Source organism: Deinococcus sp. (genome assembly GCF_025362455.1).
Lineage (GTDB): Bacteria > Deinococcota > Deinococci > Deinococcales > Deinococcaceae > Deinococcus.
In genome coordinates this window covers 1-23,888 of the sequence record NZ_JANYGJ010000261.1, presented here as the reverse complement: position 1 = coordinate 23,888, position 23,888 = coordinate 1, and the positions used below count along the sequence as shown (strand labels likewise).

The window sequence follows — 23,888 nt, the reverse complement described above, 5'->3', positions numbered from 1 at the left end:
TGGCGGCGATGGAAACCTATCCGGTGCTCTTTGCGGATAGGTTGGAATCAGAGCAAGGTGGTATCAGAGAGCCGTCAGCGTGGAGGGGGAGACTGGGGGCATGTCGCTGCGACTCGCCCTGCTCCTGTCGCTGACGTCCGCACTCGCCGCGCCCGCCTTCGAGGGTGAGGCGCACCCGGTCATCCCGCCCACGCGCTGCGCCCAGGTATTGCCCAAACCCACGCGAGACGCCTCCGGCTATCACTACGGTTCGGTCCTGGCCGCGCAGCCGCTGCGGGTGGCGAGTTGCTGGAAAGGGACGCTACGGGGCAAACCGTTTACGCTCACCGGTTACGGCAACGGCAATGCCGAAACGGCGGTGACGATCAACATGGGCGAACGCCTGAGCGCTCTGGCGCTGGGTGCTATCGGCTCTCCGACCGTGATCGGCTTCACCGGCAGCACGGTCTGTTTCCTGCCCAGCATGGCCAAAGGCATCGTCGAGGCCGTCGATTTGGCTCGTCCCAGCCAGCGTCCGGATGCAGAGCGGCTCTGTCAGGGCGAACGCATCATCAGCGCCCCGGTGAACAGGCGCCTTATGGTCAGCGGTTTGAAAGCCCATTACCCTATCGGCCTGGGCGTCATCCGCACCTACTGAGCATTCCCGCCCGGCTTTCAGACGCTTTCACGCCCGCCGCGCTACCCTGGGTCCATGACCTCCGTACCTGAAACGGCCACTACCGCCATTGCCGACCTGAGGCGCCGACTGAACATGCTCAGTGACCTGGGCAACGCCACGGCCCTGCTGCACTGGGACATGGAAACCCAGATGCCCCCTGACGCGGCGCGGGTGCGCGGCCTGCAAATGGCCTCGCTGGACGGCCTGCGCCACGAGCTGTTTACCGGCGCCGAGACGCGCTCACTGCTGATGGCTGCCGAGGCCCAGGGCCAGCGCGGTGAGACCCAGGGTAGCGAGCTGGAAGCCGACCTGCTGCGCGTCACCCGCCGCGATTTCGACAAGGCCACCAAACTGCCGACCCATTTTGTGGAGGCGCTCTCGCAGGCTCAGAGCGACGCGCACCACGCCTGGATTCAGGCCAGGGCCGGGAACGACTTCGCCCACTTCGCGCCGTTTCTGGAGCGTATTCTGGGCCTCAAGCGCCAGTACACCGAGCTGATGGGCTACCAGGATCACCCCTACGACGCCCTGCTCGACGACTACGAGCCGGGCATCAAGACCGCCCAGGTCCGGGCCATCTTCGCCGACCTGCGCGAGCGGACCCTGCCGCTGCTGCGGCGCATCGTCGCGGCGGGCGACGCTGGCGATTACACGGTGCTCACGCGCTTGTTTCCGGCCCAGGCGCAGCGTGAGGTGTCGCTGCGAATCGCCGCCGAGGCCTTCGGGCTGCTGCCGGGCTTCTCACGGCTGGACGTCTCGGCCCACCCCTTCCAGACCAATTTCAGCGCCGACGACCTGCGCATCACCACCCGCTTCGACGAGCACTACTTTCCCATGAGCCTGTTCGGCACCTGGCACGAGACCGGCCACGCCATGTACGAGCACGGCGTGGGGCGCGACCTTGAGCGCACCCCGCTGTCCAGCGGAGCCAGCCTGGGCGTCCACGAAAGCCAGTCGCGCCTGTTCGAGAACCTGCTGGGCCGCAGCCGGGCCTTCTGGCAGCGTTACTTTCCGGAGGTGGCCGCCGCCGCGCCCGAAATGGCCGCTGGACAGAGCGCCGAATCGATCTACCGCGCCGTGAACCGGGTGCAGCCCAGTCTCATCCGGGTCGAGGCCGACGAGGTGACTTACAACTTTCACATCATGCTGCGCTTTGAAATCGAGCTGGAGCTGATCGAGGGCAAACTGGAGGTAGCAGGATTGCCCGCCGCCTGGAACGCCCGGATGCAGGAGTACCTGGGCGTGACGCCGCCAAGCGACACTGAGGGCGTATTGCAGGACATTCACTGGTCGTCGGGCCTGATGGGCTACTTCCCGACCTACAGCCTGGGCAACCTGCTCAGCGCCCAACTGATGGAGGCTGCCCGCCGCGAGCCTGCCATCGCTGCCGAAATTGACCGCGCCGAGTATGGATTGTTGCGCGAATGGCTGCGCGTCAATGTCCATCAGTACGGTCGTCGCCGCACGCCCGGCCAGATTGCCGAGGAGGCCACCGGGCAGCCGCTGAATGCCGACGCCTACGTGAAGTATCTGGAAGGCAAATACGGGGACATCTACAGGCTGGAGTGAGGCGCGGTGCGCTGCTTGTGGCTCGTGGGCAGGGCGAGGGACGGGTCAGGCCGGTAGGGTCCAGCGCTCGGCCAGGGCGATCAGGGAGGGGACGTGGAGCCAGGTGTTCTGCGGTGTGGAGCCTGCACCGATCAACACGGCGCGGATGCCTGCCGAGGCGGCGCCGTCTACATCGTGGTGAGGCGAATCGCCGACGTAGAGGGCCTGTTCGGGCGTGACGCCGAGCAGGCCCAGCGTGTGGTGAAAGACCTCCGGCTGGGGTTTGTACGCTCCGACCTCGCCCGACACGACTACCACACCGAAGTAACCAGCCAGTCCGCTTCGGCTCAGGCGTTCACGTTGTTCCGCGCCGTCATACGCATTGGTCAGCAGGCCGAGTTTGAAGCGGGACCGCAGCAGATGCAGCAGCTCGTGGGCGCCGTCCAAAGGTGCGCAGGCGTTCAGCAGAGCCGTCTGGTAAAGCGTCAGGTACGAGTCGTGCCAGGCGACGCCGCAGCCTGCCAAGGTCGTCTCCAGCCGCTCCCGGTGCATCCGCAGGGGGTCGGCCTGGCCGCGCTCGACTCGCGCGTGAAAGGTCATGATGGCGTCTACCGAGCGCTCTATGAAGTCGCTCAGCAGCACGTCCGGCGCCGCTTTTTGGTGCAAGCGGGTCAACGCGGCCATGTCGCTGCTCACGAAATCGACCAGCGTGCCGTCGAAGTCGAAGATAACGGCTTTCAGGTCCGGAAGCTGTCGCTCAGGCATAGCTTATCCCTGGCTGTTCCCACAAGCTACGAGCCACACGCCACAAGCCCGCTCTACACTGCCCGTTTCAGCTCGGCCTGCGCCACCAGATAGGCCCGTGTGGCGCCCAGCCAGATCTGGGCCAGACCCCGGTGCGGGTGCTCGCGGGCGTTCAGGGCGTCGGTGCTGCGGGTGAGTTGGCGCTCTAGCTGGCGCACGGCGCCCAGGCCGCCCTCGTTCTCGGCGGCAATCAGGGTGTTGAGCACGGCGGTGGGGTGGAGCGATCCGAGTTTGAGGCTCTGGGCGACGGCATCTAGGGCACGCATAGGCAAATCCTCCTGAGCTTGAGGGCATCTAAAACTCGTTGTTGATTACGACTATAGCGTACCGGCCTGGCTTCTTCAAGAAGTTACCCCCCCCGATTCTGTATTGACCGGATTGAGGAGTGGTGCTACACTCCAGCTTGAGGGTGCAAGATTCTGTAAATACCAGAGTCGTTTCCGGTTAAACGATTCGGGCATGAGCGGCGTGCGCCCTGAGTCTGGCCCCACCCACAGGGACGGCCTTGCTCTTTGCACCGAGGAGGTGAAGCATGAAATTACACGAACGGTTGCGCGAACTGCGTAGCGAGCGCGGGCTGCGCCTCAAGGACGTGGCGGAGACGGCAGGCATCAGCGTGCCCTACCTGTCAGACCTGGAGCGCGGACGCACCAACCCCAGCCTGGATACCCTTCAGACGCTGGCCGGAGCCTACGACATCACGGTCCATGACCTGCTCGAAGGCGTCGAATTCTACGGACAGAACACCGAAGGCGCCATGCCCAAGGGTCTGGCTGATCTGGTGGCCGATCCGGTTCTCGGCGGGCAGATCACCCCCGACTGGGTGCGCACCCTGGCCCGCATCGAACTGCGCGGCAAACGCCCCCGCGACAAGGGCGACTGGTACGAGATCTACCTGCACCTCAAGCGCATTCTGGACTGAGCGAACGCGGCTCACTTCAGTTGAGAATAGAGATCGACGAAGGAACTGGTGAACGCCGGTTCCTTTTCGTATGATGCCTGGCGCGGTACACTGGGTCATGTCCGTGAACGAAATCAAGATGGACCGCCAGGTCTGGGATAGTGTCACGTTCGAGACACAGAACGATGATCTGGCCTACTGGTTGACCAAGACGCCCGCCGAGCGGCTAGAAGCGTTGGAACTACTGAGGCAGATTCATTATGGCTACGATCCAGTTACCACCCGACTTCCGCGAGTTTTTGAAATTATTGAATCAACATTCGGTTGAATACCTCTTGATCGGTGGATACGCCGTAAATTTGCATGGTTATGTGCGGGCGACAGGTGACATGGATATTTTCGTTCGCCTGACCCCGGAGAACGTCGAGCGCGTGGTCACGGTTTTTCATGAATTCGGCGTCACCAGCATGACGGCTGACGTGATGCAGTTAGAGCAGATGTCATAAAAAGACCCTTTTTATGACCGAGCGGAGCGAGTAGTTTTAACTGAGCAGGACGCAGAATGGAGGCGCGGGGAGGCTGTTTTCCCCGTGGCGTAATTCGGAGTACTGCTCTAGGGAAGATCGTCCGGCTGGGTGTGCCGCCCGTTCGTCTGGAAATTCTGAATCAGATCAGCGGTGTCGATTTTGACGAGGCGTATGCTTCTCGCGAGGTCAAAGCGCTCAGTGGGCTGAGCATTCCGGTCATCAGCCTGCGGATGCTCCGGCAGAACAAGGCGGCGAGTGGGCGGCCTAAAGATCTGAGTGACCTCAACGAACTGCCCAGCGGGGTCTAAGTATGTCCTTACTGACCTCAACGGGCTTCCGCTTCTTGAGCACAGCGGACTGTCGTCGTGAACGGACTGTCCTCGTGAACGGACGCCCATGAGGACGCCACTCGTCCCCATGAGGGTGCCACTCCTCCGCATGAGCACGCCTGCCCGCCAACAGCGCTTTACCCCTCCATTCCCGCAAGGCGGGCAGGCCCCATACGGGTGCCGCTGTGCCCAAGACGACATACTTTCTTCCTCACTCGCTTCTTGGGCACAGCGGACTGTCGTCGTGAACGGACTGTCCTCGTGAACGGACGCCCATAAGGACGCCACTCGTCCCCATGAGGATGCCACTCCTCTCCTGCGGAGCTTTGCAAGTCCGCCTGGGCACGCCTGCCCGCTTCTTGGGCACAGCGGACGCGCCTGGGCACGCCTGCCCGCTTCTTGGGCAGAACGGACGCGCCTGGGCACGCCTGCCCGCTTCTTGGGCAGAACGGACGCGCCTGGGCACGCCTGCCCGCTTCTTGGCCTGAACAGCGCCGCTGGCGACGCTAGGCCGCTCCGCTCGGTAAAGCTAACGCTTGACAAGGAGATACCTAGGGCGACGATGCTGCGCTGCCATCCCACATCAGATCAACGTAGCACCTGGATCAGCGCAGCACCCGGAACAGCTCGGCATACGCCACGCCCACCCGGCCCCCGTCGGCGGCGAAAAACCGCGTCATGCCGCTGCTGCCGCCCCCGTTCTGGCTGACGTGTTGGGCCAGCGCTTTGGCCTTGGTGTCGATCACCGTGCTGATGTCCACCGCCACGCCGGGCCGCCGGGTCTGAAACAGGTAGACGGGTGGTCTGCCTGCGGGCAGCCTGTCCCAGAACTTCAAAAACTCACGAGCCGAACCCTGGTGATCGACGTGCAGGTACGGCAGCGCCGGATACGCCGGGTCGAAGACGAACACGGCGTCGGGCTTGACCTCGCCGTAGATGCGCGTCACGTCCGGCAGAAAACGGGGATCGGCGGCGGCGCCCCGGTCGGGCAGGCCCAGCGAGTGGATGCGGGTGTAGCCGTTGATGGTCCCGGCAGCCGCCTGCTCGGCGCGTCGGGTGGCGGCCAGGTCGGGCGACTTCACCCGGTTTGGCCCCTTTTCCCCGTCCGTCGCCACGACGACCTGCACGTCGGCGCCCCGGTTGGCCAGTTCGCGCAACGTGCCGCCGATGTACCACTCCAGATCGTCTGGATGCGCCACGACAGCCAGCACGGTCTTTTTTGCCAGTAGCTCCTGGCCCGCCGCCAGCGCCTGAGCGGGCGTACCTTGCAGCCGGGGCCAGAAGGCGAAGGCCGTGCCGGTCAGCAGCGCCAGCAGCACCAGGCCCCAGCGCAAGGCGTTGCGGCGGTTGGGCTTGCGGGCATTGAGGCGGGGCATGGACACAGGGTAGGGGAGAAGCGGGCGGTGAAGTGTCAGTGCTGCCACGTCAGTGCTGCCATGTCAGTGCTGCCACTCGGCGACCAGTGAAACGGGCCGGGGCCAGGTCTGGAGTTTGGTCAAGGCGTCCGGCAATTGCTCGGCGCTCACGCGCACCTCGAACAATCGGCCCAGCAGCGGGTCAGCGTGTGTCCAGAGCCAACGCGCATAGCTTTGATAATTCTCGCCGTCGCTGGAGGCCACCACGCTCAGCTCGCGGGTATGAAAGGCGGGCGGCAGGCTCAGCGTGCCCCAGTTGCCGTCACTCAGTACGCAGGCCCGGCCACCGTGACGCAGGCGGCCCAGCAGCTCGGTGAAGCCTGCTGGTGCGGCGCTGCACTCGAAGCCCAGGTCGAAGCTCTCGTCCGTCAGTTCGCCCGGCGCCGCCACCGTCTGAGCTCCAAACAGCTCGGCCAGGGCGCGGCGCTCCGGTTGCGGCTCGATGGCGGTCACGCCCTGCACACCGCGCCGGGTCAGGTTGAACAGCGTCAGCAGGCCCAGCAGCCCGGCGCCTGCGATCAGCATCCGCTCGCCCGGCTGCGGCGCCAGTTTGCGAATGCCCTTGTGCGTCTCCTCGCCGAGAACGACGGCCAGGGCCACGCCGTCCGGAACGTGGTCGGGCACGGGGATCAGATCACGCTCGCCGAGCACCGCCGCGCTGACGTGCCCCGCCGTGTGGACGAAGCGCCGACCATCCACTGTTCGGCCCAGCGTCTGGTAGCCGAGCTGGCGCGGAAACCCGGTCGGCGTATTCCCCACCACCAGGCTCAGCTCGGACGCCACGCTGACGGCGCTCAGCAACGTGCGGACGAGCACCTCGCCCGGCCCCGGTGCCCGCAGCGGCCCGGTTTGCCAGCTCAGGGTACAGGGACGCTCCATGATGAGGCGGGTAACCGGGTTCATGGCCATCAGTTTGCCACTGAACGAATCCACTGAATGAGCCCAGCCGCTGAATGAGCCCAGCCGCCACCGATTCATCTCATATAATTCGTTCAGACAACGATCTTAACTCGCTCTAATTTTCTAACCTTCATCAAGGCCCATCTGGATTTCCTTGCGCCTGATCGAAGGCCGTGTGATCGTCGTTTATCTTCGGTGAGGCAGTCTATCTGACTTCTCCTCCAGTTCTCATCGTTTGAACATAATCATCCCGTGTAATACGGAAGTCAAGAAATTTATAGCGGTAAAGGAGGCACTGGGTAGTTCCGGGTCGTCGTTTCGCCGTTCATTTCCATCGCGGCTTTGTGCTGAAGTCGCGTCTGCGGGATGTCCCTGTTTTCCGGGTCCGCATGAAGAGGATCTTTTATGACTGAGCGCTTATTCGCCCGCCCCCAGATGCTCTCGCTCCTTCTCGGTACCTTGCTGATCGCGGCCTGCAACCAGGCAGCCGCGCCCGCCACGGCCCTTCAGACGCAGGCGGTGGGCGACAAGGCCCAGGTCTGGCTGACGACGCCTGACCGCAGCAACCTGTTGGCCCAGCAGGCCGATCTCACCTTCTCGGCGGTGTCGTCCGCAGACGCGGCCATCAAGGTAGACGCCAGCCAGACCTTTCAGACAATGGACGGCTTCGGCGCGTCGATCACCGACTCGTCGGCGGCGCTGCTCTACCAGCTCCCAGTGAGTCAGCGTGACCAGGTGATGCGCTCGATCTTCAGTCCGACACAAGGCGTGGGCATGAGCTTCCTGCGGCAGCCGCTCGGCTCTTCTGACTTCGTGAACGGGCCGCACTACAGCTTCAACGACATCCCGGCAGACCAGACCGACTACACCATGTCGCGCTTCAGTATCGATCATGACCAGGCGCAGATTCTGCCGCTGCTGCGCCAGGCGATTGCCCTGAACCCGCAGCTCAAGGTGATGGCCACACCGTGGGGTCAGCCCGCCTGGATGAAAGAGGGTGGGCGGCTGTTCGGCGGAAAACTGAAAAACGATCCAGCCGTCATCGATGCCTACGCCCTGTACCTGCTGAAGTCCGTGCAGGCTTACGAGGCGGCTGGCGTGCCGATCTACGGCCTGACCATGCAGAACGAGCCGCAGAACGTCAACCCGGACGCCTACCCCGGAACCGACATGCCGGTGGCCACCGAGGCGGCAGTCATCAACGCCCTCGGCCCGAAACTGCGCGACGCGGGGCTGAGCCGGGTCAAGATCATCGGCTTTGACCACAACTGGAAGCTCTTTCCCGGCGACCCGTCCACCGAGCCCAATTACCCCTACGACCTGCTGCGGACCTCAGCGTCGCAGTGGATCGCGGGAACGGGCTACCACTGCTACGCCGGAGACGCTACGGCACAGACCGCCCTGCACAACACCTTCCCGACCAAAGACATCTGGTTTACCGAGTGTTCCGGGTTTCGTGGGACCAATGACAGCCAGGCCAAGGCCTTTGCCGATACCCTCAATTATCACGCCAAGAACATCACCATTGCTTCGGCCCGCAACTACGCCAAGGCGGTCGTGAACTGGAATCTGGTGCTCGACAACAACGGCAAGCCCAACAACGGCGGCTGTGGCAAGTCCCCGAACGGAGTATGCACCGGAGCGGTGGCCATCAACGGGACCGCCGTGCAGTACAACGCCGAGTATTACAACCTGGGCCACATGAGCAAATTCGTGAAGAGCGGCGCGGTGCGGATCGCTTCAACTATTGTCGGCAACGTGGAGAACGTCGCCTTCAAGAACCCCGACGGAACGATTGCACTGGTGCTTCACAACTCCAACGGAGGCCAGCAGAGTGTGAACGTGGCTTACGGCAACGCGTTTCTCAGCTACACGCTGCCTGCCGGTGGCCTGGCCACCATCACCTGGGCTGCGGGGTCAACAACTCCGCCTCCGGTCGATACCACACCGCCTTCTACACCGGGCAACCTGACCGCCTCCAACATCACACAGGCCTCAGCCACCCTGAACTGGTCTGCCTCAACTGACGCTTCAGGTATCGCGGGCTACGACGTGTACCGTGGCGGTACAAAGGTCGGGTCCACTGCGGCCAACACAACCTCTTACACCGATGCTGCACTCACGGCAGCGACAACGTACAGCTACGCAGTCAGCGCCCGCGACAACGCAACAAATGTCTCGCCGCGCTCAGCCGCGCTCTCGGTCACGACCCTGGCTGTTGTCACTCCACCACCAGCCGGTCCAATTGACCCGGCCCGCCGGTATCAGGTCGTGAACACGAACAGCGGCAAATGCCTCGACGATACCGACCGGGGCACCGGCAACGGCACGGCGCTCCAGCAGTGGGCGTGCAGCTCGCCCGTGGCAACCAACCAGTCGTGGCAGTTCAAGCCCACCTCGGACGGGTACTACCAGGTCGTGAGCGCTCAGGCCCCCATCGTCTGGGACGTCGCGGGCGGTCAGGGCGCGACCGGCAACGGCAGCAACGTCCAGCTCTGGGCTTACGTCGGCGGCACCAACCAGCAGTGGAAGCCGGTGGACCTCGGCGGCGGCAGCTACCAGTTCGTGGCCCGGCACAGCAACAAGTGCCTGGACGTGCGCGACGTGTCCGTGAACAACGGCGCCCGCCTCCAGCAGTGGGACTGCACACAGGGACCGGCCCAGAAGTTCACGCTGAGGTGAGCGCGGGGTAGTCAGCAGGGGAGGGGCCGCAGCGTGGCCCCTCCCCTTGCCTGTGGAGCCGGGTCTGGGGCTACCGGGTCTGGGCTACCGGGTCTGGGGCTACCGGGTCTGGGTTACGCTGCGGCGCGGTCCTGCCGCTTTGTGGGGGTTGAAGTTCAGAAGGGGAGACGGCGGTAGATCTGATCGAGGCTTACCGAAATACCCAGGCAGGGCACGTCGATATCGCCCTGGCCGCGCAATTCCGAGGAGGCCCAACCCGATGCGCCGCGCTGATACGCATATACCAATCGCTGATCCTGCTCGACGATCAGATAGGTCTGGAGGCTGGAAATGGCGGTGTAGGCGACGTATTTGGCGAGACGATCATTTCTGGCCGTACTTTTCGACACGACTTCAGCGATGAAGCACGGATTTGTTTCGTAAGTCAGTTCCAGGCTGGAGATTCCCTGGCAGACCAGCATGACGTCCGGATAATAAAACGTGCTGCTGGGTTCAATTCGCAACTTCATATCCGAGGGATAGATGACGCAGTTTTGCTCCAATGCTTTGCCGTCGAGCGCCCGTACTATATTCTGGCCGATCATGACGTGCGCCCGGCTTGTTCCCGCCTGCGCCCGCGTGCTGCCATGCAGCGGATAGACATACCCGCCGACGTACTCGCGCTTGAACGGGCTCGTTTCCTCGCTGCGCAGGTACTCCTCCACGCTCATGGGTTTGAGATTCGGGGCGCTCATGCCTCCAGTCTACCCTCCCTGCCCACTCACAAAATCCGCTGCCCTAGCAGGCTCGCGGCCATGCCGACCATCACTGAAGCGGTCTGGTTGCGCACGTCCAGAATGGGGTTGACCTCCACGATGTCCAGGCTGGTCACCCGCCCCGATTCCGAGAACAGCTCCATCAGCAGGTGGCCCTCGCGGTAGCTCAGGCCGCCGGGGACCGGGGTGCCGACGCCGGGGCAGACGGTGGGGTCCAGCGCGTCGGCGTCGAACGACACATGCAGCCGCTCGACGTGACTCAGGCGCTCCAGCGTCTCCTGGGCGATGCGGGTGATGCCGAGCTGGTCCACGTCCTTCATGGTGAACGCCTTGATACCGGCCTCGGCCACCAGCTCGCGCTCGCGCCGGTCCACGCTCCGCAGCCCGATCATCACGATGTCTTCGGGTCGCACGTGCCAGCCGTCCCCGGACTCGTCAACACCGATGCCGCTCAGTCGGGCGTCGCCCAGGCCGGTCAGGTGGGCCACCGGCATGCCGTGAATGTTGCCGCTCTCGCTGCTGCCCGGCGTGTTGAAGTCGGCGTGCGCGTCCACCCAGATCAGCCCGCAACGCCGCCCCCGCGCCGCGCCCGGCACCGTGCCCATGCTGACGCTGTGGTCGCCGCCCAGGCTGATCGGAAAGGTGTGGGGGTCCAGCGCCCTGAGCCGCTGATACGCCCCCGTACAGGCGCTGACGATCTCGTCGAGGAAGACCATGCCCTGCTGCTCGTGCTTGTCGGAGGTTTCGGGAATGCTGACGCCCACATCGCCCAGGTCGGTGACGCGGTGGCCCAGGTCGCGCAGCCGGGCGGCCAGGCGGGCGTTGCGCAGCGCCGAGGCGCCCATGTCCACGCCGCGTCTACCGGCGCCGAGGTCCATCGGAATGCCGAGAATCGAGATATCCATGCGCTGATGGTAGCGGAGAGGGAAGTGGGAAGTGGGAAAAGATCGAGCCCCACTGCCCACTGCCCACCGCCCCCCTCCAACAATCCGGCATCACTCGCCATGTTGCGCCCGTATGGGCTCTATCATGAATGGATGACTTCTTTTGTGTTTCCCCGTATTCATCTCGGTACGCTGCTGCGCGTTCCCGGCGACGCGGAGGCCAGTGGCGAGGTGACGGGACTGCGTTACGAACAGGGCGGTGAGCCGCTGACCATGCAGTTTGCCGAGGCCGCCCCCTTCGAGGTGAGCGTCAATTCGCTCCAGGGCAACGAATTCTGGTTGCAAGGCAGCTTTGAGCCGACCCTGGAACTCGACTGTGCCCGCTGCCTGCGCCCGGTGCTGTTGCCGCTGAGCCTGCGCCTGGGTACTTTGCTGCGCTACGACCCCGCCGCCGAGGCCCCCTACCTGGAGGAAGCCGAGACCGGCGAGGAAATCCTGGTCTTCGGCGACCCCGACCTCGACCTGAGCAACTACCTGGCCGAGAGCACCCTGCTCGAATCGCCGCTGAGCGTGCTGCACGACCCAGAGTGCAAGGGGCTGTGCCAGGTCTGCGGCCACGACCTGAATACCGGCCCCTGCGAGCACCGCGCCGCCGTGCCCATCGAGGACCACAGCGAAAGGCTGCTGGAGGCCCAGCACGAGGGCACGCAGCACGCCCGCCAGAATCCCTTCATGGCCCTCAGAGGTCTGGAGCTGCCCGACGAGTAGGCCCGGTATGAGTGACCTGACCCACAGCGATCTGACTCATTTCGTAGGCGGCCAGCCGCGCATGGTGGACGTGTCGGGCAAGGCTGTCACTGCCCGCAGCGCCACCGCCGAAGCCTGGGTCATCCTGCCGCCGGAAGCGCGGGCGGCCCTGGAGAGCGGCAGCAACGCCAAGGGCGACCCGTTGAGCGTGGCTCGCCTGGCGGGCATTCAGGGCGCCAAGCAGACGAGTGCGCTGATTTTACTGTGCCACCCGCTGCCGATCAGCGGCGTGCAGATGCTGGTCGAGCTGCGCCCTGGCGGTGTGTATATACAGGCGACGGTCAACACCGCTGGTCAGACTGGCGTGGAGATGGAGGCGCTGAGCGCCGTGACGGTGGCGGCCCTCAACGTCTACGACATGCTCAAGGCGGCCAGCAAGGCGATTGAGATTCAGGGCGTGCGGCTGCTGAGCAAGAGCGGCGGCAAGAGTGGGGACTACCGGGCACAGGCGGGCGGTCAGGCAGGAGGCAGATAAAACAGCAGGTCGAGCGAGGGCGGCTTGATGCCCTGGGTCCGCAGCAGTGCGGCGATTTGCGCGGTGTGCCGGATTTCGTGAAGCATGACGTGCCACAGCAGACCGTCCACCGTGAACCGCTGCCCTTCGTCGGTCACCACCCGCCGCAATTCAGCCTCGCTGAGCGCGGCGAGGTAAGCGAGGGTACTCTGCTCGACCTGCCCCCAGTAGTCGAGCAGGGTCTCCAGTGCGAAGCCCGCGAAGATCGGTCCGTTCGCTACGTCCCTAAGAGCAGGGATGCGCTGCTGCACGGGCTGCTGGTCGCCGATGATCGTGAAGTGCAGCCAGCCGTCTTCCACGTCGGCGATGTGAAACACCAGATCCTTGACGCAGTGGAAGCGCTCACCGTCCAGCAGTGGGCGTGACAACACCTCGTCCGGCACGGCTTCCAGTGTGGTCCACAGGTCGCGGCGGGCGCGCACCAGGTAATCGTAGGTTTCAGGAATGTTCATGAACTTCGCCTTCGAGCTTTTCCAGAAAGTCCAGCACCCGCTTCTTCAGCAGCGCCGCCGCCGCCGCGTCATACGAGGGCAAGCTGGAATCGGCGAAATAGTGCTGATCGCCGGGGTAGAGAAACAGTTCGGCGTGCTCTGCCGAGGCGACCAGCTCACGAGCGGCATCGAGGTCGCCCTCGTCGGCAAAAAACGGGTCGGCGTCCATGCCGTGAATCTGCACCGGCAGGCCCTCCGGCCAGACGCCCCCGAACTCGGAGACAGGCAGGCAAGAGTAGAACAGCAGGGCACCCTTCGCTCCGGCACGGGTCTGGGCCAGTTTTTGCGCGGGCACCACGCCCAGCGAAAAGCCAGCGTAGACCAGCTCGGCGCTCAGCTCGGCGGCGGCCTGTTCTCCGGCGAGGGTCAGTTTTCCGAAGCCGACTTCGCGGGCGTAGGTCACGCCGTCCTCGATGCTGCCGAAGGTCCGGCCCCCGAACAGGTCCGGCGTGTGGACCGTATGCCCGGCTCGGCGTAAGTCATCTGCGAAGGCGTGAAAGCCCGGCGTCTGCCCCTGCGCGTGGTGAAACAACAACACCTCAGCCATACCGCCTCCTGTTGAGCGGCCCACCGCGAGCCGGACCGTGATGGTGTTGCCCTATGCTCCTGTTCCGGTCCTGTGCGTCCAGCAGATGCCGTCTTGAGACCTCCAGGTGTCACTACAGAAAAAGTAACTGTCTATACGCTTGGAGCATAGCAGATCGGTGGTTTTTCTCCAACACGCAAAGGTGCGCCGTTCGTTCGTGTTTCTCGTTCGTATTCCTCAGTGCGCCACGACCTGATGCCCCTCCTGCGCCAGCTTGTCCCAGTTGATCTTTCGGGCACGCCAGATAAAAATGCTTAGCTTGGCGCATTCCTCTATCACGCGGGCGATCAGCAGACCCCAGAAGCCCAGGCCCAGCGGAAAGGCCAGCAGGTACGCCAGTGGCAATCCGACCACAAAGGCGGCCACCGCGTCGCCCAGCAGCACGCCGCGTGTGTCGTTGGCGCTGGGCAGCACGCCCAGGCCCAGCATCATGTTCTGCACCTTGACCACCTGAAAGGCGGCGTTGATCAGAATGGACGCCAGCGCCACCGTGCGGGCCTCCTCGCCGACATTGGGAAACAGCAGCCCCAGCAGCGGCGCACTCAGCGCGAACAGCAGCCCGGCCAAGGTGGCCACCACCACCCCGGAGCGCTGAACGGTGCGTGCCCAGGCGCGGGCGCCCAGGGCGTCCGAGCGGCCCAGAGCCTGCCCAATCAACCCAGCGCCTGCCCGATCAGGACGGTGGCCGCCGAGCCCAGCCCCAGCGAGGCGACGATGAAGACCCCCTCCAGCGTGTTGCTGAGCTGCATGCCCGCCAGCGCCTCGGTGCCGACGCGGCCCGCCAGCAGCGCGTACAGGAAGGTGCCGCCACTCCAGGCCAGCTCGGTGGCGGCCATCGGCAGGCTCAGCGGCAGCAGCGGAGAAAGTACCCGTTTCCACTGACCGGCTTTCGGCAGGGCCGCGTCCAGAATGTTACGTCCGTAGACCTGAGCGGCCAGCAGCCCGGCCCGCAGCGCGTAGGCGGCGATGGTGGCGATGCCCACGCCCACCGCGCCGAGTTGCGGAAACGGTCCGATGCCGGTGACCAGTCCGTAGGCCAGCACGGTGTTGAGTGCCACGGCCAGCAGCGCCACCGTCATGGGCGTGCGGGCGTGCCCCGTCGAGCGCAGCGCCCCGCTGAGGATGCCCGCCGCCGTGATGAAGGGCAAGGAGAGCGCCACCACGCTCAGAAACGGCCCGCCCGCCCCGGCCACCTCCGGCTGGGCGCCGAGCAGCGACAGAAAGCGCTCTCCACCGAAGACCAGCGGCAGGGCGGTGATGGCCGACAGGGTGGTGCCCACCACCAGCCCCGCACCCAGCAGCCGCGACGCCCCGGCCCGGTCCTGGGCGCCGTGTGCCCGCGCCACCAGGATGCTCGCGCCGCCGCCGACGGCGTTGAAGGTCAGGAACAGGATCAGCGTGACGCTGTTGGCAAAGCCCACGCCCGCCACCACCAGCGTGCCCAGCAGCGCCACCACCACCTGATCGATCATGCCCAGGCCGAGCTGAAAGACGAATTCCAGGCTGACTGGCAGGGCGATGCGGGTCAGTTGGCGGGTGGGTGTGGGCGGTAGTGCATCGGCAGGTACGGTGGGGGCAATCAAACTCACCGGGACACTGTACGGAGAATGTGTCAGGGGGAAAGGTGATGAAGCTGGAATGGGGGGGAAGTGGGCCGTAGGAAGTGGGGAGTGGGGCTCGATCTTTTCCCACTTCCCACTTCCCACCTGCCCACTTCCCACTTCCCTACTCCCTGATACTCCAGCTCGCCGCTTTCACCGCCGAAATCAGCTTGCCCATCAGCGGATCGACCTCCTCGTCGGTGAGGGTTTTGCTGCTGCGGAAGGTCAGGCGCACGGCGACGCTGCGGGAGCCTTCTGGAATCTGCTCGCCGACGTAGACGTCGAAAGGTTCGACGCTTTCGAGCAGCGGCCCGGCTTCGCCTCTGAGCAGCGTGGCGACCTCGCCGTAACTCACGCTCTGCGGCGCGATGACGGCCAGGTCGCGCCAGGCGGCGGGCGCGCGGCTGGGGTCGCGGAAACTCCAGGTGACGGCGGGCAACGGCAGGTTCAAGCCTGTCAGCGTCAGTTCCATCAGGTAGGTGTCGCCCTTCAGCTCGAAGCTCGCGGCGATTTCCGGGTGCAGGGCGCCGATCCAGCCGACAGATTGCCCGTTCCAGACGACCTCGCCCGCGACGCCGGGGTGCAGCGCCGCCGGAACGTGTTCGCCGCGAAGTTGCCGGACCTCCAGCTCGGCGCCCTGGCCCGCCGCCAGCGATTCCACTAAGCCCTTGAAGGCCGCGAAGCTCCCCGCCACGCCCGGCTGGATGGTGTTCGGCGCCAGCGGCCCGCGCAGCAGCAGCCCCACGTGTTCGGCCTCGCCGCTGGCCGGAAAGACCCGCCCTAGCTCGAACAGCAGCGTGCGCTCGCCCCTGGCCCGGCCCTGGGCGGCCTTGAGCAAGCTCGGATACAAGGCAGTCCGGAGCCCCGTCCGGTCGCTGGACAGCGGATTCTGGAGCCTGACCCCCAGCGCCTCGCTACGGGCAGATAACGCCTCCGGCTCGCTGGTGAAGGTGTAGGTCACGACTTCCTGGGCGCCCAGTCCGGCCAGCGCCGTTTTGAGCCCTCGCCGGGCCGTGCTCGCCTGACCGGCCCCGTGGTTGTCCGGGTGGACGCTGAAGGTGGGCAGGGTTTCGGGGAGTTCCAGGTAGCCGTGCAGGCGGGCGACTTCCTCGGCCAGATCCTGCCACAAGGCCATATCGACCCGCCAGCTCGGCGGCTTGACGCTCAACGTATCGCCACTCTCCGCCACCACCGCGCCCAGCCGCTTCAGGATGTCAGTCATTTCCGAGGTGTCGATGTGCATACCCAGCAGCCCGCGAATCTGGTCGCCGGTCACGCTCAGTTCACTGGGGACTTCCGGCGTGCCGACGACGGTCAGGCCGGGGTGGGCCTGTCCGGCGCCATTCTGAACCAGCAACTCGGCCACCCGGTTCGCCCCGCGTGGCGACAGCAGCGGGTCCACGCCGCGCTCGTAGCGGTAGACGGCATCTGTTTTTAATCCGAGCCGGGTGGCGGTGCGCCGCAGCAGCACGGGGTCGAAGTGGGCCGACTCGATCACCACGTCCTGAGTGTCAGCCCGCACCCGGCCATGATCGCCGCCTATGACACCTGCGACGCCGAGGACGCCGCCGTCTTCCTGCACGGTCTGGGCGCTGCTGAAGGCGTCCGCCACGCTGCTCACGCCCCGTTCGCGGCCATCCAGAATCAGGAGGTCTTCGGGGCCGACCTCGTGGACGCTGCCCATCAGGTCGGGCACGCGTTCACCCTGGCGGATGCCGAAGGCCACGATCAGGCGGTCATTGGTTACGTCGCGGCGGTCATACAGCGCGGTGGGCTGGCCGAGTTCGAGCATCACGTAGTTGCTGGTGTCCACGATCAGGTTAATCGGGCGCATCCCGCACAGGCTCAGGCGGCGCTGCATCCACAGCGGCGAGGGACCGTTCCTTATGCCTGCCACGCTGCGGGCCGAGAAGTGGTCGCAGCCGAAACGCAGGGTGCCCTTCGGGTCGCGCTCCAGCGTCACGGCGCGGGGCGGCAGGCTGACCTCGATGTCGCCTGTGCCGCTAGCACTCAAGCCCATCGACGGTTCTTTCAGCTCCAGGCGCAGGAAGGCCGCCAGGTCGCGGGCCACGCCCAGGGCGCTGAGGGCGTCGGCCCGGTTGGGCGTGATCTCGATGTCGAGAATCTGATCTTCGAGCCAGAGTTCACTGAGCGGCGTGCCGGGCTTGCCGGTGTCTGCCGGGAACAGCAGCAGCCCGGCGCTGCTCTCGCCGATGCCGAGTTCTTTGGCGCTGGCGGCCATGCCCCAGGACTCGACGCCCTGCAAGGTGCGAATGCCGTACTCCATACCGCCCAGGGTCGTGCCGGGCGTGACCAGCGCGACCAGCGTGCCGGAGGGCAGATTCACCGCGTTGGGGGCGCCGCTGGCAATGGTGTGCTCTCCGTGCTGGCCCACGTCGAGGTCCAGGCGGGTGAGCTGGGTGCCGTCAATCGGGCTGGCCTGGGTGACCGTTGCCAGCACCACGCCCTCAGCCGGAGCCGGAGCGTGCTGAATGCCCTCCAGCGGCAGGCCGAGCTGGGCGAAGAGGGGTTCGAGGGTATCGGCGGCGGGAAGCTGCGGTACGAGTTCTTGAAGCCAGGAGTAGGGGAGTTTCATTTGGATTCCTCGACGCCGAAAGGGCGATCCACGTAGTTTTGGAGAATTGGAAGTAACTTCGTGAGCAGGTAAGTGTCGAGCAGTGCCTTGTCAGCCAAAGCCCGTCTGAAAAAGTACAAGTCTTCGGAAAATTGTCCGATACCGAGACTGGTGGGTTCACTGTAAACGTTGCATCGTTCGTTTTCTTCAAGGATAATCCAGTAATAGTCGTCAGTGATCGGGACTGAATCAGACTTATATTTAGCTCTGAGACACTTTACAATAAATGAAAAGGCTTGTTCAATTTCATCTACTGTCACAATCTGCTGCGGGTGCATCACGACATCCCCTTGAGCACGTTTAACATGTCTAGGGCGGCCACTACGCCGCGCTCTATGGCCTGAATGTCGGTGGCATCCAATGCGCCCAGCCGCGCTACGAACTTCGTTCGGTCCAGCGTCGTGATCTGGTGGCACAGGGCGTAACTTTCCCGCGCAAGTCCGCCCGCTCCGGCGGCGAGTGGAACGGCAGTCGGGCCACGTGCAGCCTGACGTCCGCTGGTCGAAAAAGGGATGACGACAAACGATTTCCAGCCGGGTGAATTGTTGAAGATGTCACTGCTGAGCACGAGCACAGGCCGGTTGCCCTGCTGCTCGCTGCCACTCCTGGGGTCGAGGTTGGCCTGCCAGACTTCTCCGCGTTTCACTCGTCTGCCGCCCAGACCTCCAGCCCCGCTCGTTCCAGTTCGGGGTCGAAATCGTCGATGGAACCTGCGACAGCCAGGGCGTAAGCCCTCATCTCCGCCCGAATCTTGGCCTGCTCACGCTGCCAGAGAATCTCCTCAATCGCTTTGCGGGCCAGCGCGGTGGCGCTCTCGCCGCTCTCTTTGGCGACCTGCATCAGCGTGGCGTGGAGCGCTTCGGAAAGGGGAACATGTAGATGCTTCATGGCAGTATTCTACTCCGACTCTTTGCCAGTTGATTTGCCAGTCTTTCCTGGCTGCTCGCCCGCCTCCAGCGTCTTCACGCTCACCTGGCGGTAGCGCTCCTTGAGTTCGTCGGGCCAGCCGTCGTAGGGAATGATCTCGCGCAGCTCGGTCAGGTCTTCGAGCGTGGCGGTCTCCGGGTCCACCGCCTGCGGGTCGATGCCGAGCATGTCCAGCAGCCCGGCCAGCATGTCACCCTCGTCGCCGTCCTCTTCTTCGCTGTCGTCAACGGGTTCGGCGTTTTCTAACACCAGCGCCGTCACGTCTACGTTCTCCAGATATAGCAGCGGGTACTTGCGCCATACGGCCTGCGCCTTGCCCTCGTCGGCGATGCTCACCGTGTCGCGGTCCTGGTCCACGGTGTAGGCGCCGTTCTGGAACAGCTCCAGCGCCGCCGCCAGCAACTCGCTCAGGCGCTCGAAGCCGTAGAGGCGCTGGCCCGCCGTCATGCGGATGACCTGGGCGGGCGAACTGGGCGCCTGCGTCTCGGCGCCCTGAATGAGCAGCACCAGATCGCCGTTCGCGTCGCTGAAGATGGGCAGCAGCAGCTTGGGGAAGAAGTCCGGGCCGCCCTTCTCGGCCTGCTGAGCGCTGACTTCCCAGTAGGCGGCGGCCATCGCCAGGGCGCTCTCCAGGGGCCGGAAGGTCAGGCCCGGTATCAGCTCAACGTTCTCGTCCTCGACGCCGTTGCGCCAGCGGTAGAGCGAGCGCACATCGTCGGGAAGTGTGTAGGGCCAGTCGCCGAGCAAGGCGCTGATCTGCTCATCGGTGAGGCCGGGTTGAAGGGAGCCGTAGGCGGCGCGGTAGTTGGTTTTGAGCCACTGTTCGAAGGCGAGGAGGGTCTGATTCATGGTGGGGTCTCCGGGGCGGGGCAATAGTCCGGTAGCTTGCTGGACAAATACTGGGTGGCGGTGAGTCTTGTTGGGTGCCCGGCCAGCTCACCCCCACCCAACCTCCCCCCTCAAGGGGGAGGAGATAGAGGCAAAGATTTTCTTGAATTCTCACCAACACGCCTTCAAGATTAGTTCTCACCTCGCTATTCCAGAATCTGAGCGTCGTAAAGCCTTTGGACTTCATGTCAGCGTCACGGACAATATCGGCCTCGTTTTCAAAATGCTGACTTCCATCGAGTTCCACGATGAGCGAACGCTCGTAGCAGACAAAATCGGCGACATAGCGCCCCATCGGCTCTTGACGTCGAAAACTCACGCCGAGTTGCCCCCTCCGAAGTCGCAGCCAGAGCAAATGTTCTTCGGACGTCATATTCCGGCGCAACAGTCGAGCCACCTCTGAAGAAGGACTCGTCCGTGACCTGAAAGCCATAACCGACTGTAGCAACTCTGCTCTGTTAGCTCCTCCCCCTTGAGGGGGGAGGCTGGGTGGGGGTGAGCTTAAGTGCCTCCCAGCGCTACTCAACGACGATAGGCGTCCATCTCACTCACCCCAGCTCCCCCCGAAACTGCCCGATCACCTTCGGGTCGTTGGCGTAGAAGTAGCGAATATCCGGGATGCCGTACTTGAGCATGGCGATGCGCTCCGGCCCCAGCCCGAAGGCGAAACCCGTTTTGCCCTCGTAGATACGCTCCTTACCCGCCGCTGCCCGCAGGTCGTCCACGGCCCTGAACACGTTCGGGTGGACCATGCCGCAGCCGCCGAGTTCGAGCCATTTGCTCTCGCCGCGCGGGTTCTCCCACCACACCGCGAAGTCGGCGCCCGGCTCGGTGAAGGGGTAGTAGCTCGGCTGAAATCTGACTTTGGCGCCCGCCCCGAACAGGCCCCGCGCCATCTCGGCCACCGTGCCTTTGAGGTCGCTCATCTTGATGTCGTCCCCGACCACCAAGCCTTCGAGCTGGTGAAACATGGCCTCGTGGGTGGCGTCGGTGGCCTCGTAGCGGTAGACCTTGCCGCGTGCCACGATCTTCAGCGGCGGCGTGTGTTCCACCATGTAGCGGACCTGCATCGGCGAGGTATGGGTGCGCAGGAGCCGCCCATCCTCCAGCCAGAAGGTGTCTTGCAGGTCGCGGGCCGGGTGGTACCAGGGCACGTTCAGCGCCTCGAAGTTGTGGTGCTCGTCCTCGATCTCTGGCCCCTCCACCGTGGCGTAGCCCAGGCGGGTGAAAATCTCGATCAGGTCGTCGTAGACGCGGGTGATCGGGTGCAGGCCACCGCCAGGCAGGTTCAGACCCGGCAGCGTCACGTCGATGGCCTCCGAGGCCAGCCGGGCGTCCAGGGCGGCGCGTTTCAGAATTGCCTCACGCTCGCTGAAGGCGGCTTCCAGTACGGCCCGCACGGCGTTAATCTCGGCGCCGCGAGCCTTGCGCTCCTCCGGGGGCAGCTTGCCGAGGGTGCCGAGTTCCTTGGTCACCACTCCGGATTTGCCGACATAGTGGGTCTTGACGAGTTGCAACGCTTCGGGGGTGTCGGCGGCCTGAATGGCCTTGAGTGCATCTTCTTGCATACGGTTCTCCTGAGTTCTGAACATGAAAAAACCCCGCTCGCACTGGGCAAACGGGGCAGCGGGCGCTTCACCTCAACAGGTCAGCGCGGCCCCACGACTCGTAAACGGCGAAAGTGGACCGGCGCGGGGCGACATGCGTTCAGCCTAGCGGTCAGGGGAGGGCGGGTCAAGGCGGGAAGTGAGCCGATGAACAAAGTCGTTGCGCTCACCCGCTTCGCAGGGCGTTCGGGAGACGCCTTCGGCTCCGCTCAACATGGCAACTTTCAGCGGGACCACTTCTTTTGTTGTCACCCTGAACGCAGTCGAGGGTCTTGCGACCTCAAAGCGTGCTGGACTTAACTTCGGCACCATAGGTAAAGAGGCTCGGTCTCCAGCGCCCGCTATACTCACCTCGACGGGCGCAGGGGAAGCTCGGTGAGGACACGTTCACACGGTCCAATTCCGGCACTGTCGCGCAGCGGTAAGAGAGGGGTGGCCCAGTGCCCTACTCAAGTCCGAATGCCTGCTCCGTCGGGCCAGTCTTCACGGCTCGGCTACACCCTCGCGGAAAGGGAGACGCCCGGCAAGGCATTTATGCACGGCTGGACGCTTTGCTTCCGCCCCCAGGTCACTGGTGAGGCGGCTTTTTCGTCGGGGCAGGAGGATGTATGAAATCCCTTGCCGTACCCCGAACTCATCTCAGCCCGTCCAGAGCGCTGTACAAGACCGCCCTGCTCCTCGCCCTGACCGTCTGTACGGTGCTGCTGGCCGTCGGGCTGGGCAGCGTGCCGATCTCGCCCAGTGAGACTGTTCGGGCCGTTTTGCACGGCCTGAGCGGCGCTCCCCTGGAGGGCAACGACGTCATCATCTGGCAGCTCCGGTTGCCGCGTGTGGCGCTGGGGCTGCTGGTGGGCGCCGCGCTGGGCGTCAGCGGCGCGGCGTTTCAGGGCGTGTTCCGCAACCCGCTGGCCGACCCCTACCTGATGGGTGTGGCCAGCGGCGCCGGACTGGGCGCGACCCTGGCGATCAGCCTCGGCCTGGGCGCGTTGTGGCTGCCGCCCCTGGCCCTGCTGGGCGCCCTCCTGAGCGTGGCCGTGGCCCTCGCCATCGCCCGCGAGGGCACCCGTCTGCCACCCGCCCGATTGATCCTGGCCGGGGTGGTCGTCGGCAGCATCCTGACCTCGTTTTCAACGTATCTACTCCTCCAGAACGAGGACCGGACCCGCCAGGTCTTCGCCTTCACGCTGGGCAACCTGGCCTTCGCGGGCTGGCCGCAGCTCGCCCGGCTGCTGCCGTATGTGCTGATCGGCGGCGGAGCGCTGCTGCTGCTGGCCCGTGCCCTCAACACATTGCAACTCGGTGACTTGACGGCCCGCAGCCTGGGCCTCCCCGTCGAGCGCCTCCGGCTGCTGGTAATCGTGCTCGCTAGCCTCTGCACGGCGGGCGCGGTCAGTTACGCGGGCATCATCGGCTTTGTCGGCCTGGTCACGCCCCATCTGGTGCGGCGGCTGTGGGGCGCGGATTTTCGCCTTCTGCTGCCGGTCTCGGCGCTGGCCGGGGGCACGCTGCTGGTGCTCTCCGATCTGCTGGCCCGCACCCTGACCCGCCCCGCCGAGCTGCCGGTGGGCGTGGTCACGACCCTGCTGGGCGGCCCGTTTTTCCTGTACCTGCTGAGGAGGCAGCAGGCATGAGTGGGACGTTGGAAGCCGTCAATCTCAGCGTCAAGGCAGGTGACGTGCCCGCCGTGCAGAACGTCAGCGCCGCGTTTTTTCGGGGCCAGTTCACCGCCATCATCGGGCCGAACGGGGCGGGCAAATCCACCCTGATGCGCTCGCTCGCCGGACTCGTGCCGGTGCAGGGCGGCGAGGTGCGAGTTTCAGGTCGCCCCCTGCTGGCCCATTCCCGGCGCGAGCGGGCGCGGCTGATCGGCTACCTGGCCCAGACCGAGCCGCTGCCCGCCGAGACCACCGTGCGCGATGTGGTGGCCCTGGGGCGCGGCGCGGGCGAGTGGCTGTGGGGACTGTTTCCGCGAAATCCCCTGGCTCCGGCTGGCCTGAGCGCCGAGGCGAGAGCAGCAGACGAGGGCGCCATTCAGTGCGCCATGCAGCGCACCGACACCGCCCGTTTTGCCGAGCGCCGCGTGTTTGAACTCTCCGGCGGCGAGCAGCAGCGCGTTTCGCTGGCCCGCGCCCTGGCCGCCGACCCGAAGTTTCTGCTGCTCGACGAGCCGACCAACCACCTCGACCTGGCGTATGCCCTGGGCCTCACCCTGTCGCTGCGCCAGGAAGCCCGCGCCGGGCTGGGCGTGGTCGCCGTGCTGCACGATCTGAACCTGGCCGCCCGCGCCGACACCGTGCTGCTGCTCTCGCAGGGCCGTGTGGTCGCTCACGGAACACCGGAAGAGGTGCTGACGCCGCAGCATCTGGGCGCCGTGTATGGCGTTCCGGTAGACGTGGTGAGGCACGGGGGAACGGTGGTGGTGGTGCCGC

Annotated in this window: 27 protein-coding genes and 1 riboswitch; of the genes, 10 read left to right on the top strand and 17 right to left on the bottom strand. The window is 65.0% G+C overall.

Annotated elements, in window-relative coordinates:
- Nucleotides 1-100 precede the first annotated feature (100 nt).
- Both Q0R23_RS17930 and Q0R23_RS17925 read left to right on the top strand, forming a co-directional pair.
- Entirely contained in the window at nt 101-637 is a 537-nt protein-coding gene (locus Q0R23_RS17930) for a hypothetical protein (RefSeq protein ID WP_293915285.1), read from the top strand.
- 54 nt (nt 638-691) lie between these two features.
- Nucleotides 692-2,227 (top strand): carboxypeptidase M32, encoded by a 1,536-nt coding sequence (locus Q0R23_RS17925; protein WP_293915283.1) that lies wholly within the window; start codon nt 692-694, stop codon nt 2,225-2,227.
- A gap of 45 nt (nt 2,228-2,272) precedes the next feature.
- Here Q0R23_RS17925 and Q0R23_RS17920 read toward each other — a convergent pair whose 3' ends face one another.
- Together Q0R23_RS17920 and Q0R23_RS17915 are read right to left on the bottom strand one after the other, a co-directional pair.
- Nucleotides 2,273-2,971: an HAD family hydrolase gene (locus Q0R23_RS17920; protein WP_293915281.1), complete on the bottom strand. Its 699-nt coding sequence runs from the start codon at nt 2,969-2,971 to the stop codon at nt 2,273-2,275.
- Between the two features lie 53 nt (nt 2,972-3,024).
- Nucleotides 3,025-3,276 carry a hypothetical protein gene (locus Q0R23_RS17915; RefSeq protein ID WP_293915279.1) on the bottom strand — a complete coding sequence of 84 codons (252 nt, stop codon included), beginning with the start codon at nt 3,274-3,276 and terminating at the stop codon, nt 3,025-3,027.
- A 266-nt stretch (nt 3,277-3,542) separates the two neighbouring features.
- Here Q0R23_RS17915 and Q0R23_RS17910 point away from each other — a divergent pair, with 266 nt between their 5' ends.
- The 3 genes from Q0R23_RS17910 (at nt 3,543) to Q0R23_RS17900 (ending at nt 4,746) form a co-directional block, all read left to right on the top strand.
- Entirely contained in the window at nt 3,543-3,932 is a 390-nt protein-coding gene (locus Q0R23_RS17910) for a helix-turn-helix transcriptional regulator (RefSeq protein WP_293915277.1), read from the top strand.
- Between the two features lie 103 nt (nt 3,933-4,035).
- The gene (locus Q0R23_RS17905; protein WP_293915276.1) at nt 4,036-4,239 is read left to right on the top strand and encodes a hypothetical protein; all 204 of its coding nucleotides are present in this window, start codon (nt 4,036-4,038) and stop codon (nt 4,237-4,239) included.
- 309 nt (nt 4,240-4,548) lie between these two features.
- A complete protein-coding gene (locus Q0R23_RS17900) occupies nt 4,549-4,746 on the top strand; it encodes a hypothetical protein (protein ID WP_293915274.1) in 198 nt (65 codons plus the stop codon).
- 626 nt (nt 4,747-5,372) lie between these two features.
- Here Q0R23_RS17900 and Q0R23_RS17895 read toward each other — a convergent pair.
- Both Q0R23_RS17895 and Q0R23_RS17890 read right to left on the bottom strand, forming a co-directional pair.
- Nucleotides 5,373-6,143, bottom strand: a complete 771-nt coding sequence (locus Q0R23_RS17895) for a PIG-L deacetylase family protein (protein WP_293915272.1) — start codon at nt 6,141-6,143, stop codon at nt 5,373-5,375.
- 63 nt (nt 6,144-6,206) lie between these two features.
- A complete protein-coding gene (locus tag Q0R23_RS17890) occupies nt 6,207-7,085 on the bottom strand; it encodes a theronine dehydrogenase (protein WP_293915270.1) in 879 nt (292 codons plus the stop codon).
- A 402-nt stretch (nt 7,086-7,487) separates the two neighbouring features.
- Between Q0R23_RS17890 and Q0R23_RS17885 the strand changes: the two genes are divergently transcribed.
- Nucleotides 7,488-9,764, top strand: a complete 2,277-nt coding sequence (locus Q0R23_RS17885; RefSeq protein ID WP_293915268.1) for an RICIN domain-containing protein — start codon at nt 7,488-7,490, stop codon at nt 9,762-9,764.
- A 155-nt stretch (nt 9,765-9,919) separates the two neighbouring features.
- Here Q0R23_RS17885 and Q0R23_RS17880 read toward each other — a convergent pair whose 3' ends face one another.
- On the bottom strand, nt 9,920-10,498 hold the full coding sequence (locus Q0R23_RS17880) for a Uma2 family endonuclease (RefSeq protein WP_293915266.1): 579 nt from the start codon (nt 10,496-10,498) through the stop codon (nt 9,920-9,922).
- A gap of 26 nt (nt 10,499-10,524) precedes the next feature.
- Nucleotides 10,525-11,424 (bottom strand): arginase, encoded by a 900-nt coding sequence (gene rocF, locus Q0R23_RS17875; RefSeq protein ID WP_293915264.1) that lies wholly within the window; start codon nt 11,422-11,424, stop codon nt 10,525-10,527.
- Between the two features lie 132 nt (nt 11,425-11,556).
- Between rocF and Q0R23_RS17870 the strand changes: the two genes are divergently transcribed.
- The gene (locus Q0R23_RS17870) at nt 11,557-12,171 is read left to right on the top strand and encodes a YceD family protein (RefSeq protein ID WP_293915263.1); all 615 of its coding nucleotides are present in this window, start codon (nt 11,557-11,559) and stop codon (nt 12,169-12,171) included.
- A 7-nt stretch (nt 12,172-12,178) separates the two neighbouring features.
- On the top strand, nt 12,179-12,685 hold the full coding sequence (gene moaC / locus Q0R23_RS17865) for a cyclic pyranopterin monophosphate synthase MoaC (protein ID WP_293915261.1): 507 nt from the start codon (nt 12,179-12,181) through the stop codon (nt 12,683-12,685).
- On the opposite strand, the gene Q0R23_RS17860 is transcribed toward moaC, so the two are convergent.
- The 11 genes from Q0R23_RS17860 to pheS form a co-directional block, all read right to left on the bottom strand.
- Nucleotides 12,667-13,176 carry a DinB family protein gene (locus tag Q0R23_RS17860; RefSeq protein ID WP_293915259.1) on the bottom strand — a complete coding sequence of 170 codons (510 nt, stop codon included), beginning with the start codon at nt 13,174-13,176 and terminating at the stop codon, nt 12,667-12,669. The genes moaC and Q0R23_RS17860 overlap by 19 nt on opposite strands.
- Nucleotides 13,163-13,762, bottom strand: a complete 600-nt coding sequence (locus Q0R23_RS17855) for a dienelactone hydrolase family protein (protein WP_293915257.1) — start codon at nt 13,760-13,762, stop codon at nt 13,163-13,165. The genes Q0R23_RS17860 and Q0R23_RS17855 overlap by 14 nt, the downstream gene beginning before the upstream one ends.
- A gap of 216 nt (nt 13,763-13,978) precedes the next feature.
- Entirely contained in the window at nt 13,979-14,458 is a 480-nt protein-coding gene (locus Q0R23_RS17850) for a hypothetical protein (protein ID WP_293915255.1), read from the bottom strand.
- A complete protein-coding gene (locus Q0R23_RS17845) occupies nt 14,455-15,390 on the bottom strand; it encodes an MATE family efflux transporter (protein WP_293915253.1) in 936 nt (311 codons plus the stop codon). The genes Q0R23_RS17850 and Q0R23_RS17845 overlap by 4 nt, the downstream gene beginning before the upstream one ends.
- 136 nt (nt 15,391-15,526) lie before the next feature.
- Entirely contained in the window at nt 15,527-17,998 is a 2,472-nt protein-coding gene (gene pheT, locus Q0R23_RS17840; RefSeq protein WP_293915251.1) for a phenylalanine--tRNA ligase subunit beta, read from the bottom strand.
- Nucleotides 17,995-18,318 (bottom strand): hypothetical protein, encoded by a 324-nt coding sequence (locus Q0R23_RS17835; RefSeq protein ID WP_293915249.1) that lies wholly within the window; start codon nt 18,316-18,318, stop codon nt 17,995-17,997. The genes pheT and Q0R23_RS17835 overlap by 4 nt, the downstream gene beginning before the upstream one ends.
- On the bottom strand, nt 18,315-18,683 hold the full coding sequence (locus tag Q0R23_RS17830) for a type II toxin-antitoxin system PemK/MazF family toxin (RefSeq protein ID WP_293915248.1): 369 nt from the start codon (nt 18,681-18,683) through the stop codon (nt 18,315-18,317). Before Q0R23_RS17830 ends, Q0R23_RS17835 begins: the two co-directional genes overlap by 4 nt.
- Complete coding sequence (locus Q0R23_RS17825) at nt 18,680-18,925, bottom strand: hypothetical protein (RefSeq protein ID WP_293915246.1); 246 nt, start codon at nt 18,923-18,925, stop codon at nt 18,680-18,682. Before Q0R23_RS17825 ends, Q0R23_RS17830 begins: the two co-directional genes overlap by 4 nt.
- Before the next feature lie 9 nt (nt 18,926-18,934).
- A complete protein-coding gene (locus Q0R23_RS17820) occupies nt 18,935-19,813 on the bottom strand; it encodes an SMI1/KNR4 family protein (protein ID WP_293915244.1) in 879 nt (292 codons plus the stop codon).
- On the bottom strand, nt 19,725-20,285 hold the full coding sequence (locus Q0R23_RS17815) for a DUF559 domain-containing protein (protein WP_293915242.1): 561 nt from the start codon (nt 20,283-20,285) through the stop codon (nt 19,725-19,727). Before Q0R23_RS17815 ends, Q0R23_RS17820 begins: the two co-directional genes overlap by 89 nt.
- Before the next feature lie 115 nt (nt 20,286-20,400).
- The gene (gene pheS / locus Q0R23_RS17810; protein ID WP_293915240.1) at nt 20,401-21,420 is read right to left on the bottom strand and encodes a phenylalanine--tRNA ligase subunit alpha; all 1,020 of its coding nucleotides are present in this window, start codon (nt 21,418-21,420) and stop codon (nt 20,401-20,403) included.
- A 354-nt stretch (nt 21,421-21,774) separates the two neighbouring features.
- Nucleotides 21,775-21,945, top strand: a riboswitch (cobalamin riboswitch).
- 122 nt (nt 21,946-22,067) lie between these two features.
- Here pheS and Q0R23_RS17805 point away from each other — a divergent pair.
- Together Q0R23_RS17805 and Q0R23_RS17800 are read left to right on the top strand one after the other, a co-directional pair.
- Complete coding sequence (locus tag Q0R23_RS17805; protein ID WP_293915238.1) at nt 22,068-23,090, top strand: iron ABC transporter permease; 1,023 nt, start codon at nt 22,068-22,070, stop codon at nt 23,088-23,090.
- Nucleotides 23,087-23,888 (top strand): ABC transporter ATP-binding protein (locus Q0R23_RS17800; RefSeq protein WP_293915236.1); only part of this gene is annotated, 802 nt, incomplete at its 3' end. The genes Q0R23_RS17805 and Q0R23_RS17800, both read left to right, overlap by 4 nt.